General features: G+C 44.5%; 21 protein-coding genes. 7 read left to right on the plus strand and 14 right to left on the minus strand.

What is annotated here, in order from left to right; all coding sequences use genetic code 11:
- Positions 1-9: 9 nt before the first annotated feature.
- Positions 10-672: a lysoplasmalogenase gene (locus tag KH172YL63_RS10765; protein WP_173106097.1), complete on the minus strand. Its 663-nt coding sequence runs from the start codon at positions 670-672 to the stop codon at positions 10-12.
- A 30-nt stretch (positions 673-702) separates the two neighbouring features.
- Positions 703-2,001, minus strand: coding sequence for an ATP-binding protein (locus tag KH172YL63_RS10770; RefSeq protein WP_173106098.1), 1,299 nt, complete (start codon positions 1,999-2,001; stop codon positions 703-705).
- Positions 2,002-2,343: 342 nt separating this feature from the next.
- On the opposite strand from KH172YL63_RS10770, the gene KH172YL63_RS10775 reads away from it, so the two are divergent.
- From KH172YL63_RS10775 to KH172YL63_RS10785, 3 genes are all read left to right on the plus strand, one after another.
- The gene (locus KH172YL63_RS10775; protein WP_173106099.1) at positions 2,344-2,853 is read left to right on the plus strand and encodes a DUF3916 domain-containing protein; all 510 of its coding nucleotides are present in this window, start codon (positions 2,344-2,346) and stop codon (positions 2,851-2,853) included.
- A gap of 80 nt (positions 2,854-2,933) precedes the next feature.
- A complete protein-coding gene (locus KH172YL63_RS10780) occupies positions 2,934-3,779 on the plus strand; it encodes a GNAT family N-acetyltransferase (RefSeq protein WP_173108137.1) in 846 nt (281 codons plus the stop codon).
- Positions 3,780-4,040: 261 nt separating this feature from the next.
- Positions 4,041-6,179, plus strand: coding sequence for a sensor domain-containing diguanylate cyclase (locus KH172YL63_RS10785; RefSeq protein WP_173106100.1), 2,139 nt, complete (start codon positions 4,041-4,043; stop codon positions 6,177-6,179).
- 38 nt (positions 6,180-6,217) lie between these two features.
- Here the strand turns inward: KH172YL63_RS10785 and KH172YL63_RS10790 are convergent, their stop codons facing one another.
- The gene (locus KH172YL63_RS10790) at positions 6,218-6,463 is read right to left on the minus strand and encodes a hypothetical protein (protein WP_173106101.1); all 246 of its coding nucleotides are present in this window, start codon (positions 6,461-6,463) and stop codon (positions 6,218-6,220) included.
- A 607-nt stretch (positions 6,464-7,070) separates the two neighbouring features.
- Positions 7,071-7,370 carry a hypothetical protein gene (locus tag KH172YL63_RS10795; RefSeq protein WP_173106102.1) on the minus strand — a complete coding sequence of 100 codons (300 nt, stop codon included), beginning with the start codon at positions 7,368-7,370 and terminating at the stop codon, positions 7,071-7,073.
- Between the two features lie 178 nt (positions 7,371-7,548).
- Between KH172YL63_RS10795 and KH172YL63_RS10800 the strand changes: the two genes are divergently transcribed.
- A complete protein-coding gene (locus KH172YL63_RS10800) occupies positions 7,549-7,713 on the plus strand; it encodes a hypothetical protein (RefSeq protein WP_173106103.1) in 165 nt (54 codons plus the stop codon).
- Between the two features lie 16 nt (positions 7,714-7,729).
- On the opposite strand, the gene KH172YL63_RS10805 is transcribed toward KH172YL63_RS10800, so the two are convergent.
- From KH172YL63_RS10805 to KH172YL63_RS10815, 3 genes are all read right to left on the minus strand, one after another.
- Positions 7,730-8,542: a sugar nucleotide-binding protein gene (locus KH172YL63_RS10805; RefSeq protein WP_173106104.1), complete on the minus strand. Its 813-nt coding sequence runs from the start codon at positions 8,540-8,542 to the stop codon at positions 7,730-7,732.
- 56 nt (positions 8,543-8,598) lie between these two features.
- Positions 8,599-9,006 (minus strand): YbaN family protein, encoded by a 408-nt coding sequence (locus tag KH172YL63_RS10810; protein ID WP_232065994.1) that lies wholly within the window; start codon positions 9,004-9,006, stop codon positions 8,599-8,601.
- A gap of 104 nt (positions 9,007-9,110) precedes the next feature.
- Positions 9,111-9,365, minus strand: a complete 255-nt coding sequence (locus tag KH172YL63_RS10815) for a hypothetical protein (RefSeq protein WP_173106105.1) — start codon at positions 9,363-9,365, stop codon at positions 9,111-9,113.
- 141 nt (positions 9,366-9,506) lie between these two features.
- Between KH172YL63_RS10815 and KH172YL63_RS10820 the strand changes: the two genes are divergently transcribed.
- Entirely contained in the window at positions 9,507-9,971 is a 465-nt protein-coding gene (locus KH172YL63_RS10820; RefSeq protein WP_232065995.1) for a GNAT family N-acetyltransferase, read from the plus strand.
- A 34-nt stretch (positions 9,972-10,005) separates the two neighbouring features.
- Here KH172YL63_RS10820 and KH172YL63_RS10825 read toward each other — a convergent pair whose 3' ends face one another.
- Positions 10,006-11,019: an ABC transporter permease subunit gene (locus tag KH172YL63_RS10825; RefSeq protein WP_173106107.1), complete on the minus strand. Its 1,014-nt coding sequence runs from the start codon at positions 11,017-11,019 to the stop codon at positions 10,006-10,008.
- Between the two features lies 1 nt (position 11,020).
- Positions 11,021-11,722 carry an ABC transporter permease subunit gene (locus tag KH172YL63_RS10830; RefSeq protein WP_173106108.1) on the minus strand — a complete coding sequence of 234 codons (702 nt, stop codon included), beginning with the start codon at positions 11,720-11,722 and terminating at the stop codon, positions 11,021-11,023.
- On the opposite strand from KH172YL63_RS10830, the gene KH172YL63_RS10835 reads away from it, so the two are divergent.
- Positions 11,711-11,920: a hypothetical protein gene (locus KH172YL63_RS10835; RefSeq protein WP_173106109.1), complete on the plus strand. Its 210-nt coding sequence runs from the start codon at positions 11,711-11,713 to the stop codon at positions 11,918-11,920. The two genes, KH172YL63_RS10830 and KH172YL63_RS10835, sit on opposite strands and share 12 nt — an antisense overlap.
- A 205-nt stretch (positions 11,921-12,125) precedes the next feature.
- Here the strand turns inward: KH172YL63_RS10835 and KH172YL63_RS10840 are convergent, their stop codons facing one another.
- Positions 12,126-13,148, minus strand: a complete 1,023-nt coding sequence (locus KH172YL63_RS10840) for an ABC transporter permease (RefSeq protein ID WP_173106110.1) — start codon at positions 13,146-13,148, stop codon at positions 12,126-12,128.
- Positions 13,145-14,011, minus strand: a complete 867-nt coding sequence (locus KH172YL63_RS10845) for an ABC transporter permease family protein (protein ID WP_173106111.1) — start codon at positions 14,009-14,011, stop codon at positions 13,145-13,147. The genes KH172YL63_RS10840 and KH172YL63_RS10845 overlap by 4 nt, the downstream gene beginning before the upstream one ends.
- Before the next feature lie 217 nt (positions 14,012-14,228).
- On the opposite strand from KH172YL63_RS10845, the gene KH172YL63_RS10850 reads away from it, so the two are divergent.
- A complete protein-coding gene (locus KH172YL63_RS10850) occupies positions 14,229-15,407 on the plus strand; it encodes a YhgE/Pip domain-containing protein (protein WP_173108139.1) in 1,179 nt (392 codons plus the stop codon).
- Between the two features lie 60 nt (positions 15,408-15,467).
- Here the strand turns inward: KH172YL63_RS10850 and KH172YL63_RS10855 are convergent, their stop codons facing one another.
- From KH172YL63_RS10855 to KH172YL63_RS10865, 3 genes are all read right to left on the minus strand, one after another.
- Positions 15,468-15,839 carry a hypothetical protein gene (locus KH172YL63_RS10855; RefSeq protein WP_173106112.1) on the minus strand — a complete coding sequence of 124 codons (372 nt, stop codon included), beginning with the start codon at positions 15,837-15,839 and terminating at the stop codon, positions 15,468-15,470.
- Between the two features lie 68 nt (positions 15,840-15,907).
- Complete coding sequence (locus KH172YL63_RS10860; protein ID WP_173106113.1) at positions 15,908-16,510, minus strand: VOC family protein; 603 nt, start codon at positions 16,508-16,510, stop codon at positions 15,908-15,910.
- Positions 16,511-16,536: 26 nt separating this feature from the next.
- Positions 16,537-17,502: a quinone oxidoreductase family protein gene (locus KH172YL63_RS10865; protein WP_173106114.1), complete on the minus strand. Its 966-nt coding sequence runs from the start codon at positions 17,500-17,502 to the stop codon at positions 16,537-16,539.
- Positions 17,503-17,683: the final 181 nt, after the last annotated feature.

The following is a 17,683-nucleotide window of genomic DNA, read 5'->3' on the forward strand; positions in this document are numbered from 1 at the left end:
AGTGCTGACTTATATGGCTTGACGAAGATTCTTACTCCCTTTTCGGACGGTTGCAAGGCTTTTTGCAATCAGGAACTGGGCTGCGTAATAGGTCGCCATGATTAGGATGTCTGCATAAGCAATCGATGAAACGAACATATTCCAGGACAGGATCGAGTCAGATATAACGAACAGGATGGCGCCGCACGCTGCCCACACGTTTCCGGTCATGATCGCCGTCCATGCCATCAGGGAGATGACAAGTAAATAAAAGAATACCGGAACGACAAGTCCCCCGTTTCCATCTGTCTGCAGTGACTGGATCAACTGACTGCCTACAATGAATGAATAGATCCCGATCGGAAGGATGGCGGCAAGGCGGATTGCACTGAACTCCATCCTGTGAAGGAAGCCCGCCACATAAAACAGATGACCGATCAGAAAAGCCCCGAGTCCAGGCAGAAACGAAACGGCAATCAGTCCGTCCCCGAGCATGCAGAAGATCAAACCGATGAGCACAAAGCGAACAGCTCTTGTCTTGCCTGACCGCTCCCTGAATGCGAATAGAAGAATCAGTGCCATCGGAATCAATTTAAAGACAATTTTCAACCATTGGGGCTCTGATGGCATGATGAATATGTAAAGGATCGCCATCAAAGCAATGATCATTGGGAGTTGCATGTTTTTCCCCATCGTAAAAGACCTTCTTTCCTTTTGAATGGATCACATCGAAACATCGCTTCTTTCACTGAATGGCGGGACCACCTCATCACTTTCAGCAAGAGGAAAAAGGATCTGAAATTCCGTTCCGACTCCTTCCTCACTTCTTACGGTGATACGCCCATTCAGCGCGCGGATGATTTGAAAGCTGACCATCATCCCGAGACCTGTCCCCTTTTCCTTTAAAGAATAATAGGGGGAGCCCAGCCGGTCGATCTGTTCTGCACTCATCCCGATTCCTTGATCCCGGATTGTGATCAGGATGTCCCCGTTAACGGTTTTGGAGCAGCCAATCTCTACCTTTCCTCCGTCCGGCATGGATTCCACGCCGTTTTTCACAATATTGATCAATGACTGATTCAATTTCTGGGGATTGGCCATGATCCAACAATCCTTTTCAATAGAGGTCTCAAATTCCACCTGTTGTGTCAGGCTGAACGTTTGGATGAGGCCCGTCACCCTTTTCAGCTGGTCCCCGACATTGATCCTTCCATATGTATGTCCGGATGGCTTGCCAAATGCGAGGAAATCACTGATGATGTCATTCGCCCGGTCCAGTTCTTCGATGGAAACGTTGATGTATTCCCTTTTCTTATCCGGAAGATCAGGGGCATCCAGCAGCTGAAGAAAACCTTTCGCCACCTGCATCGGGTTGCGGATCTCATGGGCAAACACACCTGTCAGTTCACTGATGAGCCTGAACTTTTCCGCGTCTTGCACGTTCAATCTGAGCTCATGCATCTCCCGGATCTTTTCAATCAGGATGACACAAATCCACGTAACGGTGACCGTGAAAGCGAGATGAATGAGCTGCACTTTCACATAGTCTGGCGAAAAGCCGAAAAACATCCCGGCAATGCTCATCCCTCCCAAACAGTATCCGGCGGCTATGGAAACTGCCATCATCACACGTTTGGTCCTGTTTCCCCTAATAAACGCATGCTGAAGCGACAGAATGACCGGCATCGCCAGTGCCAAAATCAGCATCGTGATATACACCCCGAGACTCATCCCGAAGGACAGCCTGTAAAGGATAATTAAAATTGACAGCAATATCCCCGGCCACACACCAAGATACAACGTGCCAAGCAGCAGCGGCACGAACCGTATATCCAGTCTCGCCCCTTCGCCATACTCCACCGGAAAAGACATACAAAGGAGAATCGACAACCCCCACAGCATGGTCATCACCAGTTTGATCCACCGGTCCTTTTTGACCCTCTCCAGAATGAACGTAAAATAGCTGAAAATCGGAATCACCATCAATGTGAACTGCAGCAGAAAATCTTTGAATATATTCATCCATCTACCATCCTCACAGGGTTCGACCATTTTCTTCTATTTTAGCAAAAAATACTCGATGAGATGATGAATTGTTTGAAAATTTACAGATTTGTTTATGAAGTGATTGTCGGGAGGTGTTTGGGATGGGTATAATTGGTAAGTGACGCAAATCGGGGTTGGATTGACGCAATCAGGGACTGAAACGACGCAATGAACGGCTGGATAGACGCAATTACGAAAAAAATGACGCAATCAGCCGCCGATCAGACGCAATTAAGTTTTGGACAGACGTTTAGACTGAAGTTCATTGCTTACATGAGCGCTTCTTCAACGACGAATTTAAATATCAGGAGCATTACTATGAGAAAAACAAAAATTCGTGGCTTAAAACGTAAAATTAATGCTGTGATCAGCCGAATTCATACAGACACGGAAGATTTTCCAACAACCTTTCATCAAGGGTATTGGCACCTTCCCCTCCCGGTCGCCTATGACTTCATTACGTCTCCCAATACCCCTTTAAAGGTAAAGAAACGCTGTGTTCAGACACTGGTTGACCGTGCTGTACATCTCATGGAAACCCAACCGAATGATGGGAATAATTATCGTGTGGTGGTCGGATTCGATCCCCCGAGCTTATGGGGTGCACAGATCATTGTGTTCCAGGGAGACTCTTATTACGGCGATTTTTTCAAACGGGATGATGAATTTCAAAAATGGCTGCCACTGCCAAGTAATCGAAACATTGTAGAGGAATGGGCATTAAATCTTCCTGATGGGTGGGAGATCCTCAGCTTTAAAGAGACCATCCTGAATGACGACGGATCTCACACAGAACGAGAGCTTTGGTTTGCCGGTGAATTCAACTGACAATCTAACATAAGGAGTGAAACCCATTGACCACCATTCAAAGAGCAACGAAGGAAGACGCGCTGACACTGGCCAGCATAATGAAAGAAACTTTCGATGAGGAAGCAAGGAGATGGCTGCCCCACCCGGGCATGATTGATACGAATATCCAGCCGCCCGGTTATGCTTCGGTCGAGATGACCCGGTACATGATGGATGAGTTGGAATACTTCAAAATCATTGAGAATGATAGAATCGTTGGCGGAATCATCGTGACGCTTACCGGGAATGTATTTGGCAGGATCGACCGGATCTTTGTCCAGCCGGATCATCAAGGGAAAAAGATTGGGTCAAAGGCAATGAAACTGATTGAAGAAACATTTCCCAATGTGGGCACATGGGAGCTCGAAACGTCGAGCAGACAAGTGAACAACCATCATTTCTACGGGAAAATGGGGTACAAAACCACGTTTCAAAGCGAGGATGAATATTGCTATATAAAGAAGTTGGATGACAACGACGGCAGACTAAAAGACAAAGATTTGTCCCATACCATCTATAAAAATGGCAATCTGGAGCATTCGGTCGGTTATCAGCTGAATGGGAAGGGCATCGGGGTTGGAAGCAGCACGCTCGAGAAAGCCAGGTTCAACAACTGCAATATTTCTCACGCCACATTCCAAAATATCAATTTCAGAGACTCGCTGTTTGCCGACCTTAACCTTACCCAAAGCGCATTCAAATTTGTGACGATGGGCGGGGTGAATTTCCGTGACACTGACTTGGGAGAAGGCTCTGAGCCTCTTTCATTTGAAAGATGTGACCTGGAAGGGACAGTCATGAAGAACTGTAATTTGCGGAATATGGACATACGGGACTGTGATTTGACCGGTATGAAGATTGATGGGATACCGGTGGAAGAGTTGCTTAGGAGTGTTCGGAGATAAACAACTGAGGGACGGACCTCCAAAATCCTACCTAAAAGCAACAAATGTTAGGAAAAAACCTTATAAAACGCAGTTGAGCATCTTTCTTTATGAGGTCCGTCCCTCTTTTAGTACTACACTCCACCACCCCGAATGTGTCATTTCCATGACCACTCCCACCACAATTCTCAATGAAATGAGAATTGATTCGAATTTCTCCTTTTATCCATTTTCGACTGTGGTATAATCGTACAGTATTGAGAAAACTAGGAGTAATTTTCCATGAAAAAATATACGTTCAGTTTGTTTGTCGTGATTGCTATGTTCCTGACTTTCCTACCTGATTTTCATATAAATGCGGCCGGGGAAAATGAACCGGTTGTGATCACGGATCGTTTTGAGGAAATGGACCTGTCGAACCGGCTGGAATTATACATCGACCGGAAAGACCTGACCCCTGATGAGATAGCGAAAAAGAGCGATGCGTTTGCGCCGCTGTCAGAGAGCGATCCGTCCGGTGACATCTCTGAAGCGGTTTATTGGTTGAAGGTGAGCTTCACCAATGCTTCTCCTGCCGAGAAGGAGCTTCTCCTCGAAGTCGAAAAGCCTCATCTCAGTTCGGTGACCCTCTATTCACTTGCAGGGGACGAATTAAGTGAAGATGAAACGATCGGATATCAGTACCCTTTTAACCAACGTGACTATAAACATAGAAATCTAGTATTTGATCTTCAGCTGGAGCCGGAAGCCTCCTCCACTTACTTTTTAAAAGTGAAAACAGACAGCTTCTTTCAGGCACCGGTGACGTTGTGGGATCCGATTGCGTTCTCTGAAGAAAATTACCAGCATCAATCGATACTTGGTTTATTCTACGGAATCATGTTTGCCCTCGTTGTGTACAATTTGTTTCTGTTTCTTTCTTTAAAAGAAAAAAGCTATCTTTATTACATATTATTTGTGGCTGGATTCACCATGATCCAGGCTATCTGGGATGGATTTGCCTTTCAGTATATATGGGGGGATTTCCCGTGGTGGGCGCTGCGGTCAAATTCGTTCTTTATTCTATGGTCGGCCTTGTTTGCCCTGTTGTTCGCGCAGCATTTTCTCAGACTGAAAGAGTCTGCACCGGCACTGGACAAGGCGGTCAGACTGTTTATAGGTGTATCGATTCTGAGTTTGTTCCTGCCGTTCATCGTTGAAATCGGCTTGATGACCATGACTGCGACGGTCTTTGCGACAGTCGTCATCCTCTTCCTGATTTTCGTCGCTTTCAGAGTCAGGGCAGAGACGAGGGCGGCCCGGTTTTATCTCATCTCTTGGGCATGCCTGTTTGCAGGCACCCTGCTCAACATTCTCGCTGCCTACCAGGTGCTGCCGCTGAATCAGTTCACCCTGTATGCACCGAAGTTCGGGGCAGCGGTTGAGGTTCTCGTCCTCTCCCTCGGTCTTGCCGACAAGATCAACCGGATGCGAAAAGAAAAAGAATATGAAACGAAAAAGTATTACGCTCAAACGCTTCTGCAGAACGCGAGAAAGCGCATGTCTGCCACAAGTGAGCTTGAGTCGCTTTCAAAGGAAAGCTTGCGTTGTCTGATGGAAATCACCCAGTTTGACAAAGGCTTCTATTTACAGAAAAATGGTGCCCGCTGGAAGGTTCTCTCGAAGGTCAACGTACCTGCCGTCCTTGAAAAATATTATATCGAGCAATTCGTATCCTTTCAGAATGGAGACGCCTTTGGGCTCGATACTGTGGAAGGCTCGACGTTCACCGTGCCGATTTCTCACAAAAACCATCAGGGACGCTTTGTTCTTTGGAGCAAAAAGGAAGAAGTCGATCTTTCGATGATGGACACCCTGCTTCCTGCTTTCGTCGAGCAGTTCACTTCATTTGTTGATGAAAAAGAGGCATTCGATGAACTGAAGATGTCAGCGACCCAGGATGATTTGACGAAAATGCTCAACCGCAAGTATTTCCTTGAGAAAGTGAACGATATGTATGTGGAGACAGAGCCTGCATCACTTCTTCTGATGGATATCGATCACTTCAAGGATATCAACGATACGTACGGCCATATCATCGGTGACCGTGCCATTGCATTTGCAGCCGATCTCATCAAAAAAGTGTTCGACGAAATCGGGATCGTCGGCCGTTTCGGTGGCGAAGAATTCATCGTCTTCCTCGAGAATACGAATGGAAAACAGGCGCTTGGTTGGTCCAACCTTCTATTGGAAGTGTTCCGTCAGGAAGGAATGGAACTTGAAGACGGAGCGGTCATCTTCTTAACAATCAGCATCGGGTACAGCAGCAGCCGGCCCGAAAGCTTCCTGACGATCGACCAGATGATCCAGACTGCCGATGAACAGCTTTACAAAGCGAAAAAGAACGGCCGGAATCAAGTATCAGTCATGACACATGAATAGAGACAGCAGAATGTCTGCTGTCTCTTTCTTTTCCCCATTTATCCCGCCAGCTGCTGTATGACAAATATAGGCAGAAGGATTCCGACGATCGTATTCACCACACTCAACACCATGATGATCTTCCCTTGATTGCCTGCTTCGTAATCCCTCCGCAGGACGATTCCCAGACAGAACGCAATCGGTCCCAACAGAATCGGACTGAATAAATACGGCATGAATGTAAGGATCCAGGTGACCGTGAGTAAGATCTTTCTCCCGGATTTTTGCTGCGGTATCGTTTCCATGACGATGCCCCCCCTATTTTAATGAATAGTCTCTTGTTTATGATTATGCTCAATAAGAAATACCATAACCTGCACAACCGGAAGAGAGAGAATCCAACGACTCCCCCGATTGTAATAATTAAACGCTATGATATTGCGGTTGCGGAACTTTCGATCTCCATTCATCAATGCTTGAATCGTGAATAGAATCTACTATTCATAAACTCAAGGATATAAAAGATAACATACGTGTTTACAGGAATAAAAAATGCAAATTCAAGAATGCCTATACTTATAAAAGATCCTTCTATTTCTTTCATGTGGAATTTTTTGTAAAAAACGATTGTAGCAATTGATAAAAGAAGCGTATTGATAAAAAGTCCTGTTAACACCCCTATCCATTTATTGGATTTTCGTTTAAACACCCAAATTGAGAGTGAAGTAGATATAATCAAAGAAAATATTATAGTGAGATATGCCGCGATGTTAACAAAAATACCCCCTTAGTTAGGTTCACGCTTCTCCTGCTACGTTTGCTGAATAGGTTACTGTGAATATAATACCATAAAAAGTAAATTTATCCTTTATCTCATTTAAAGCGAAAGATCTTAAATAAAAGAAATTCAAGCTAGCCTGCTCGACTACTTTCCCTATAAAAATAGGCGAAACTAAAGATCACCATCAGAAGCCCAGTACCCCCGATGATATACATTCCATCCCACCCTGCAGAGCTGCCGGTCAGCACCCAGATTTGATAGGGAATGAACATCAAAAGTGTAAGGAGGATGAGACCCCATAAGAGTAACCTGGCGTTTTCTTTCACTGCGTTGAATAAATTGCGCTGTGCGTCCATGTTAAAAGAAGCCACTTTTTTTATTGAAATGATGAAGAGGATCAGTGCTAATATGCTGTATAGGGGATGGAACATTTGATTGCTCCTTTCTTTAACAAGTGAATGATTCCCATTATCGAAGGATGACTACATATGCTTAATCAGCCAATACACGGCCGGCAAATCAATTGCGTGTATACGTTGCATCTCTTTTCCCAATCATACCACATAAATATGCTATAATTATCCAATCACAAGAATTGGAGAAAACACTATGGACTATTTTGATCTGCTCCTCCCTCTCAGTATTCTGACGTATGTGCTGCCGGTCGCTTTTGTTTGCTGGTTTCTGATCAGCTTTATCAAAGTACAAAAAGAGAGAAACAGTATTTTGAGAGACATTTCAATGAAATTGGATAATAAGAGAAAGGAAGAGTGAATCGCTCTTCCTTTTTTCAGACGAAATCATCAATCATTTGAATATTCGTCTCCCTCAATTCCTCCGGCAGCTCCTTCCGAATAGATGCCAATCCAAAATAGTATGTATCTGTAGCAGGGTCAAGCGTTTTATATTGATAATGAATCTTCTCGTCAGTCAATCTGGCGACGATATTCTTGATAAATTGGTCGTGAGGCATCATGTCTGTGGCCCCGAGATGGAATATGCCCTTCAAATTGTGGGTGATGATGTAATGGAGCTGCTTTGCGAGCAGGGTGTCTGAGAGGTGATTGCATTCCAGGTTCGTGTAGACGTCGATTGTATTCTCTTCAATCCCTTTGTTGATGGCTTCCATCCGCGGGGAGCGTCTTCCCCATATTTGCGGGATACGGATTATAACGGCCCGGTCCTTTAGTTTTTCCTGAAGCATGTACTCACAGTCAATTTTAAATTGGCCGTAGGGAGATGACGCTTGAGGGGAATCCGATTCGTTATGATGCTTTGTGACATCTCCGTCAAATACATTGGCGGTTGAAATGTAGTAGAGAGCGGATTCCGTATGCTGGATGTGAGACGCAAGTTCTTTATGAAATTTCAGCTGCTCCTCGAAGTCACCTCTAATGCTTGATACGATGGCATCCGGCTTTACGGTAGAGATGATTTCTCCCAGTTTTTCACTTTCACTGCACACCAATTGAAATTGCTTCTCTTCAGAAAGTGGGAGCCCTCTTGTTGAATAGGTGCCATACACCTCAAAATCATCACTGCATTTTTCAAGCAGCGCTTTTCCCACGAGTCCGCTGGCACCGAGTATCAACAGTTTTTTCATTTCGATCATCACTCCTTTTTAGGGATACATACATTTCAAGCCAGTAATCCCGATGATTACTGGCTGTTTTGCATTTCATACGTGTTAGGTTCAATTGTTTTGATTTTCTTGATGAAATAATAATGTTTATAGCATGCGAGTCCGATCAGGATGATGCGGACGATGAGGATATCCACGTACAGGACGGATAGAAGAATAAAGAAATCTGCGGTAAGATTGATCCGGATTTTCTCTTTTCGGGTCATGCCCTTCTTTTCAAGGAAAGTGACCACATACTTCTTATAGATTTTCGTGCTTTTAAACCAGTCCTCCATCCGCTTGGAGCTCTTCGTGAAGAAGTAGAGAGCCAATAAGAAAAACGGTCCCCCCGGCAGTACCGGCAGCACAACCCCAGCAATTCCGAACACCATGAATATGAACCCCAGCACCATAAACAGCATACTTCTTACCTTTTTCAACGTCATGAGTGATTTCCCCTGCCATTTTCATAGTCTTCTTCCCTCATTGTACTATAAAAGGAGGGTCATGGTCCCCATACTTGTTTGGGAGTTTGTGGTGCCTAAAGAAATTAATCCCCGCTATCATCCCCGTCCCCGTCGGAATCACCGTCGTCCGATCCGTCCCCCGTGTCGAAATAATCATTAATCGAATCCACAATCCCCTTCTTCTTTGCAGCATCTTCATCCACCAATGCCGGCTGAAGAAAGCTTTCCAATGAAATGACCTCCACCACCCGTCGTTTGTATCTATTCATCAGGTAAGTGAGCACAAGGCCTGTAAGAATAATGAGAATGATCAGTCCCGTTAAGACTTCTTTGGTCATGTGGGTGCGCCTCCTTTCTTTTTGAAGGATATGAGTGGGGAGAGGGAAAGATGTGTGTACTCTTAGAAAATTGATAAATTGTCCTTTTCAATGGAATTTTATGCTAATCTAATAGCAATATCAAAATCAGGAGGAATATCCATGCAAATGAGACAAGCCACAACACATGATTACGATGCAATCCACCACATCCAGAGGCAGGTGCACGACCTTCATGTATCCGAACGGCCCGACACTTACCGGATGGCCGATGTCACACTCGATAAGGACTACTACAACAGTCTGATAGACGGAGAACAGACGAAGGTTTTTGTGTTAGAAAAGGAGCTGCCGATCGCGTATACGATTTTGACGATAAAATCGACAGAGGAAAGACCGATCCTCGTGCCACGGAAAGTGGTGTATATGGATGACTTTGGTGTGGACCAGGCTTACAGAGGTCAGGGAGCGGGGAAATTATTTTTTGAAAAGGTTGTGAAGTTCGCAAAGGATCTCGGAGCCGATTCACTGGAATTGAGTGTGTGGGCGTTCAATGAAGATGCGATTAAATTTTATGAAAAAATGAAATTGGAGACGAAGGTGCGGAGGATGGGCATCTCTCTTTAAAAGCAGACGGCCAGCCGAACCGGGCTGGCCCCTTTCAGTCTATCTTTCTATGTACCAGGTCAAAACGCTCCTGATCTGTTACCCCTTCCTCTTCTTCCATTTCATCTTGACGTTTCACCGGCATTGCACTGAGATGCTGGTATCCTTCAAGCATCAACTTGAAAGCCAAGACGGTGAGCGTCAGGAAAAAGATCGGTGAGAAGGCTATCCACCAGTAGGTTGTAAACAGGAAGCGGAAGTTGTTGCCGATAATGCCCGACCATTCGTTGGACAAGGAAACGAATACCATGTTTTCAAATAGATCCTCCCTCATCGTTCCTCCCCCGAAAAAGATGCCGAGTATCCCCAAATGAGCAAGAAGCACCAGTACCTGAATAATCTCCCGAAGGAAAATGATGACGAGCTGGGGTTTCAGGATCGGCAGGATATGCTTTCTTAAAATATGCCTCCGATTCCCTCCAAGCACCTGCACGCTGTCCATGAATTCTTTCCGCATAATGGCGTTCACTTCTTTTGAAATCGTCAGAGAGGTAATGGGAACGGCTGCACAGGTCAGCACGGCGATTTCGATGATCACCCTTGTACTGAAGCTGTAGGTGAATTCACTGTCGACGCCGTTAAAGACACCATCTTCAAACAGCACCCAGTAAAGCATTAAATAGGCAATCAGCGTTACCGGATAGTAGTAAAATGTTTCAAGAAACGGACGTACCTTCTCATTCAGTCTTGGAAAATAAAGCTCTGACACCGTTCCCCATATGAATGACAAACCAAACCGTAAAGCGGCGACGAGAAATGCGACACCGAGCGTAAACTTTGCGCCGATGAGCAGGATATGAAAGATACTCTGAGCCCGGTTGTCGGTGCCGAAAGGAGGGTACTCCCACGGAGAGTATGGCGGACTCTTCACTCCTTCATCCGTGAACTGGAGCTCGGCGACCGGGACCGAATTATCGAAAAACCACCCATACATCAAGCTCCCCATCAGTGTCAAAAAGATGAATAGAAACCCGGTCAAAAATGACTTATTCTTTAATAGACGCTTCATGCTACTCCCCTCCCACAACCTTCGTTTTCATCCGGTTCACCGCCACTTCCAACAGAAACAGTGGAATAAACATAAAAATGACGCTGATGGTGGCAATCTCATAGGTGGGATGATTGATCACAAACCATGTCAGTCCGTAAGTATTAAAGAGGATCTCCAGCATGATCAGATTGGAAAGCATAAAAGAAATGATCATTTTTGAATGATTGATCAAACTCACAACACTGTTCCTGAACACATGAAGAATCAATACTTGCAATCCCGACAACCCTTTTCCGGTTGCAAGCTCCACATAGGGCCTGATCATTTCTTCTTCAAAAATGAGCATCAACGTCCGGTAAAGGAAGATCGTCGGCAAAATGCAGTATGTTAGAAGCGGCAGCGCATATGGCCGCTCACCCCCGCCAACCACCTCAAACACGAGGATCCCGGTTTTCTTGAAGAGAAATATAAAGAACAGCTGAGCAAGGACAATGATGAAAATATCAGGAATCGACTCCAAAATGGCTGAACTGCGGATCAACAGCTTCCGCTTTTTCCAAGAAAGCTGAAACGTCACGACCACCCCGGTGATCGCGAGTGCCAGTGCCAGCAGAAATCCGAGTAGCATAATCGTCAAGGTATACGTGTAATAGCCAAAGAAAGCAGGAAATACATCATACTCTGCCTGGTGGATGAGGGAGGATTCCGTATGAAACGTCAACTCTCCGGGTTGGATGAGCGTTTTAAAAAGGTGAATTACATTTTGCCAAAATGCTGCTGCGCTGATGTGGATGCCGTTTTGAAACAGATGGATAAAGGCACCGAGGCAGATGATGCTGAGGATGATGGCCAGTGCTCGGAATATGGTTTTCAGGTGGGTTCGCTCCTTTCTTTTTGGTTTGAGTGTGTGTGTGCGTGAGTGAAGATTTTTCGACAAAGAGATCATATATCACGGAATCGGGATCATATATGAAAATACCAGCTCATATATTTTGAATCGAGCTCATAAAATTCGAAACCGGATCATATTTTTGAAATCCGGCTCATATATCGATGGGGGCCCATGGAAATGAGAGATTTCTCCTTTCCGAGCGTCCGACATCTTACAAATTTTTTTAAAAACCTCACATCCCCCTATCAAACTCCCTCTCTACAAGCAAAAAGTCTCTCTTTTTGGGAGCATTTCCAATCTTTTTCTCATCACCTCCACTTCTGACTGGAGCAGCCATCCCGCCGTCCCCTTCCAACAGCCCTTCCACTCCCTTTGCGATTCCGGTCAGTGAGAGGATGGTCAGGGCGAAGAAGGTCATCGGGACCATGAAGATCCACCAGGCGTTGGATAATTCGATGAAGCTCATCGACATGATGCTTGCCCATTCCTGGACGATAGGCTTCGGCGGGTCGCAAAACGGGCCGTAGCACACGTCCGTCCCTCCAAAATAGAGCTTAAAAAATCCCAGATGAGCGAGGATCAGCAGCACCTGGATGGTGATTTTCGGAAAGATGATGAATAGGCGCATTTTCAGGTGGGGCAGAACATGCTTCTTGAAAATGAAGAATTTGCTTCCTCCGAGGACCCTTGCGCTTGTGACGAATTCTTTTTCGAGGATCTGCCCGGTTTCGTTTGATAATAGAATCGCTGTTGTCGGTGCGGTGATGACGGCGAGCGTGATGACCTGAAGGATCACCCTTTCGCCAAAGCTTGTTTCAAAGCCTTGCGGCGGCTCCCACAGCAGCGGATACAGAATATTGTAGGCAATGATCGACTGAGGGATGAAGTAAAAGGCCGTGAACACCGACTGGGTCCATTTTTTGGCCCGTAAAGAGGTAAATCCCCCTGCCACCCCGATGATAAATGAGAGAAGAAAACTGACCAATGAAATGACGATCGCTGCACCAAGCGTGTACTGTGCGCCTTGAATGACTTTATACAGCAGTTCATCCCCTTTCCGGTCGGTTCCGAACGGGAAATCAGCCGATGGCGGAAACGGTGCATCACCAATGATTTTTCCTCCGTCGTCATAAAGGATGAAGGTGTTCGGTATTTTCCCGTCGGATAAATGGAAAATCACGCTCCAGCCGACCAATACGACGATGAAAAGCACCCCAACCGAGATGGAAATGTGATGTTTATTAAAGGTTCTCATAGGCTCATCTCCCTGCCTATTTTTTTCGTGATCACAAGCTGAGTGCATTTCAACAGCAGATAGAGTGGAACAAACAGCATGATCGAAGTGATCGCAAAGATCGCCGGCGTGTTATAAGTGAACAGAAATGACGTGACGCCGAACACATTGAACAGAAATTCCAAGATTAATAGATTCGACAGCATCATCCAGATGATCTGTTTTCCGTGATAAGTGAGCGATACGAGCACATTCCTCATCATATGGATAAACAGGATCCGGTAGTGGCCGAGTCCTTTCCCCTTTGCCAGTTCCACATAAGATAGCCCCTCTTCTTCATGCAGAAATGACACCATCGCCCCGAGGAAAAAGAGCGCCGGCAGGATACTCAGCGTGATCGCCGGAAACAGGATGACCTGGTTCTCCCCCAGAGAGGCGACGTCAATCAGCAATAATCCGGTTCGTTTAAAGAACCATACGACAAAGATCTGGAGAATCCCGATTACGAAAATATCCGGTAGCGCCCCGAGGTAAAATGACACTTCCCGCAACATTGACCGGACCCTTTTGCCAACGGAAAAATACAGAATCATCAGCATGAGCGAAACGGCCAAAGCCATGAGAAGTGCCAGAAAGAAGATCGCTGCCGTGCTCATGAATGCCTCGAAGATGATTGGGAATAACGGTCGCTGGACGTCTGAAATCGGATTAACGTACACCAATGACTGAGGCTGAAATAATTGGCGTAATAACTGAATCAGTTCCTGTACATATGTATTAAGCGAAAAAGCCTGATTCTTGAAAATGCCTGATGAGGCACTGATCAAAATGATGCCGACGATAATCAGAAGGGCTTCCACGCCGGATTTTTTCAATTCTTTCACACTGAACCTCCTTGCATGTCACAATTACTAATCATTTCCATTATAACAGAGTTGAAAATTCTGTAAATTTAATTTGGTATAAAACGAATTCTAGCTCTTGATGCAATAAAAGTAAGTGATCACTCACTTTTTTATTGACATGAAATAAAAAGAACGTAATATTAATAATGTGAGTGATTACTCACTTTATTAATTAACGGAGGTACATTCAATGAACATGTTTAAAAACAAACTCGTGCTTGCTTCCCCTCTCATAGCACTTGCGATCATTTTTATCTTCTCACTGACACTGTTCCCGTCGGTTCAGCCTCAGCCGAAGAATTTGCCGATTGCGATTGTCAATAGTGATCAGGGTGTTCAACTTCCTGATCAGCCTGAAATGAATATGGGCAACACGATTGTCGAAAAGGTCCAGACGATGGCAAAAGCTGCTGGGGATGAAGACCCTGCAGTGAAATGGATTGAGGTAAGTTCGGATGAAGTAGAAAATGGGTTGGACAGTCAAAAATATTACGCAGCGCTCATCATTCCGGCTGACTTCAGTGAGAAACAGGCATCTTTACGGACACCTGCACCTAAGACCCCTGAAGTCACCATCCTCATTAACCAGGGAATGAATACGATGGCGGCAACGGCTGCCGGTCAGATACTAAACGGTGTCGTTGATAATATGAATGACACCGTGCGTGATCAGCTCCTTGCAGGTTTAGAAGCACAAGGTGCCAGCCTCACACCTGCACAGGTGAAAAACCTGGTCGCCCCGATCTCGAAAAATGTGACCAATGTCAACGAAATCGGAACGAACAGTGCGAACGGAAATGCGCCTGTTTCTCTGTTCCAGCCTCTATGGATGGCGAGCATGGCAAGTGCGGCAATCATTTACATTGCCGTCAGCAAATACACTTTCGCAAGCCGTAGAGAAACACTTATGGCCAAAGGGATTCAGATCATGATTGGCGCAGCCATTGCCCTCGTCATCGGTTTCGGCTTAACATGGCTCGCTGACGGACTCGTCGGATTCACGATCCCTGACTTTACAGATACTGCGCTGTTCCTAAGTCTTACGTCGTTCAGCTTTTTCCTGATGATCTCAAGCATTCTATCGCTCATCGGAATCAAGGGCATGCCCCTATTCGTGCTCATGCTATTCTTCGGTGCACCACTCCTTGCGATGGCACCAGAGATGATGTCGGACTTCTACCGGGACTGGTTCTACTCATGGCTGCCGATGAAATTCATGGTCCAGGGATTACGTGAACTCTTCTACTTTGGTCATGGATTGTCGTGGAGTTCGTCTGTTGCAGCGCTTGTCTGGATTGGGGTTGGAAGTATGGTTGTGATGGTGGCGACTGCTTTCAAGCCTGGGAAGAGCGTGGAGGTTAGTGTCGGGAAATAGGCAGAGGTAGTATTGCGGGAAAATTGAAATCAAAAAAAGGGACGGATGATTTTCGTCCCTTTAATTTGATATATACTTTAAAAATTCATTTAGTGATGAAAACATCCCTTCTGGTTCCCACTCATCCTCACCGTGCATGGCGGTCAAAACAGGGTAGTTACTATCTCCAATATCTACAAAAATCGGATCTCCCAAATCTTCATCATACCCAATGACAAACCAAGTTTCCTTCCAATCACCTTTCTGATTACCTGTTAAAGAATGACCTTCCCCATCCACTCTGTATCCTAATTGCCCTTCTTCAAATTCTTCGCTTGAAAACAAATGAATGGATATCGTTTCAATGTCAGGATCCGCTACTTTTATCTCTATGTCTGGGTTTTCAAGTGCTTCTATCTTATTTAAAATCAGCTTTAAATCGGCGTTTAACACAACTGTCCCCTCCGTCTGTTTATACTCTATAAATACATATTTTGTAACTCTTTTAACATTCTTATGGACTATTCCCCTATCAATCTAACACCATTGGGATCAACAATGCTTGATGACCCAAACCCTTTTATGACAGCTTCCTTGATTGTTACTTTGTCACCGACTTGCGAAAAAACGTGTTGAACAGGCTCTTCAAACAAAATAGAAAGGTCATTTTCCAATCCTTCTTCTTTCGTTATCATCTTTAGTCTGCTAATTTCTGCACAATCATTTTCTTCATCTATCACATCAGTATTTACTTGAAGTTCAATTTTAAAACCGTATGAAGTAGTAATAAACGTTCTTCTTTCCCCTATCTGAACGTCCCATTTCAATTTTTTAGCGTTAACACATAGGTTATCATGCTCTGCCATGGAAACTAAATATCCAATGTGGTCAAACATGATTCTTTTTCCAAATCCGAAAGTAATGTTTACCGCTCCGAGTCTAGCCTCAATGATTCGAAATAGAATGTTTTTCTCACCAAAATCATCCCATGTCAGTGGAGGATTGAACGCTTGAAATTCACCTCGGTACTTTCCTATACGTTGAGATATCCGAAAGCCATTGTCTACATAGAATTTTTCAGTTTCTTCGACATTCGGCGTCCAAAAATGATAATGAAACAGCATCCTTCTCACCTCTTTCTATTTCTCTCCTAAATTTCCATCAAAAATTTCCCTTCATACTGACGGCTTTCTATTAATCTATGGGCTTGTGCTGCATCACTTAAATCAAAAACTTGTTCGATTGGAAGCGAAACCTGGTTTGAAGCAAACAGATCCAATACTATTTTAGCAACAGGTGCCAGTCGTGCTGGATCATATTTTCTTGTTGTACCTAAACTAAATCCTTTTACATTCCTACAAGTACTATGTACATCGCTTGTTTTGAAAGCACCTGCTTTGCCGCTGCTATTGCCGAATTGAACAAGAGTACCATATAATGCTAAACATTCTAAACTCCGACTGGTCACTTCGCCAGCAACTGAATCAAAGATCACATTCGCACCTACGTTATTTGTTTGTTTTAAAACTTCCTCTGCAAATGTTTCGTATGTAAAAACCTCATCAACACCCAGTCTTTTTACATAATTCGCTTTTTTAAGATTTCCAACGGTTCCGATGATGTTTTGTACCCCAGCTAATTTTGCTAATTGGACGAGCATCGAGCCCACACCACCAGCAACACTGTGGATCACAATGGTATCTGTTTGCTTTACTTCTCCAATTTCATAAAGAAGTATATAGCTTAATATGGATACAGTTGGCATCGTTGCCGCCTGTTCAAAGGATAAGTTATCGGGAATCTTAAAAACTAAATGTTCATTTGCTACTCCATATTCAGCATAAGAACCACCTTTTGGGAAAGCTATTACACGGTCCCCCTTGGAAAAATCCGAGTCAGCGGAAGCCTCTTCAATTGTTCCTGCAGCATCCAATCCCAGCGTTAAAGGAAAATGGCCGTTTCCTTTATTTCCTTTACGTTTTTTTATATCTGCATAATTTACACTCGTATATGCAACTTTAATTAAGACTTCGTTTTCACCTCTCTTCGGTATCTCAACATCCATATATTTGAGTACCTCCGGATCGCCAAATTCAGTTTGTACAATTGCTTTCATCCATATCCCCCTAACCCAACTATTTAGTTGAAACCACTTATTGTATTGAAATATCCTTTATATTTATAATATTAACATTAAATGTAAAAAAATATTGACTTATAATGAGCAGATTCGGCCAAAGCTTTCTTTTATGAGCTACTGCAAAATAAATACCAAAAAAGAGCAAGTTAGTGTACAA

This window comes from Bacillus sp. KH172YL63 (assembly GCF_011398925.1).
Lineage (GTDB): Bacteria > Bacillota > Bacilli > Bacillales > Bacillaceae_B > Rossellomorea.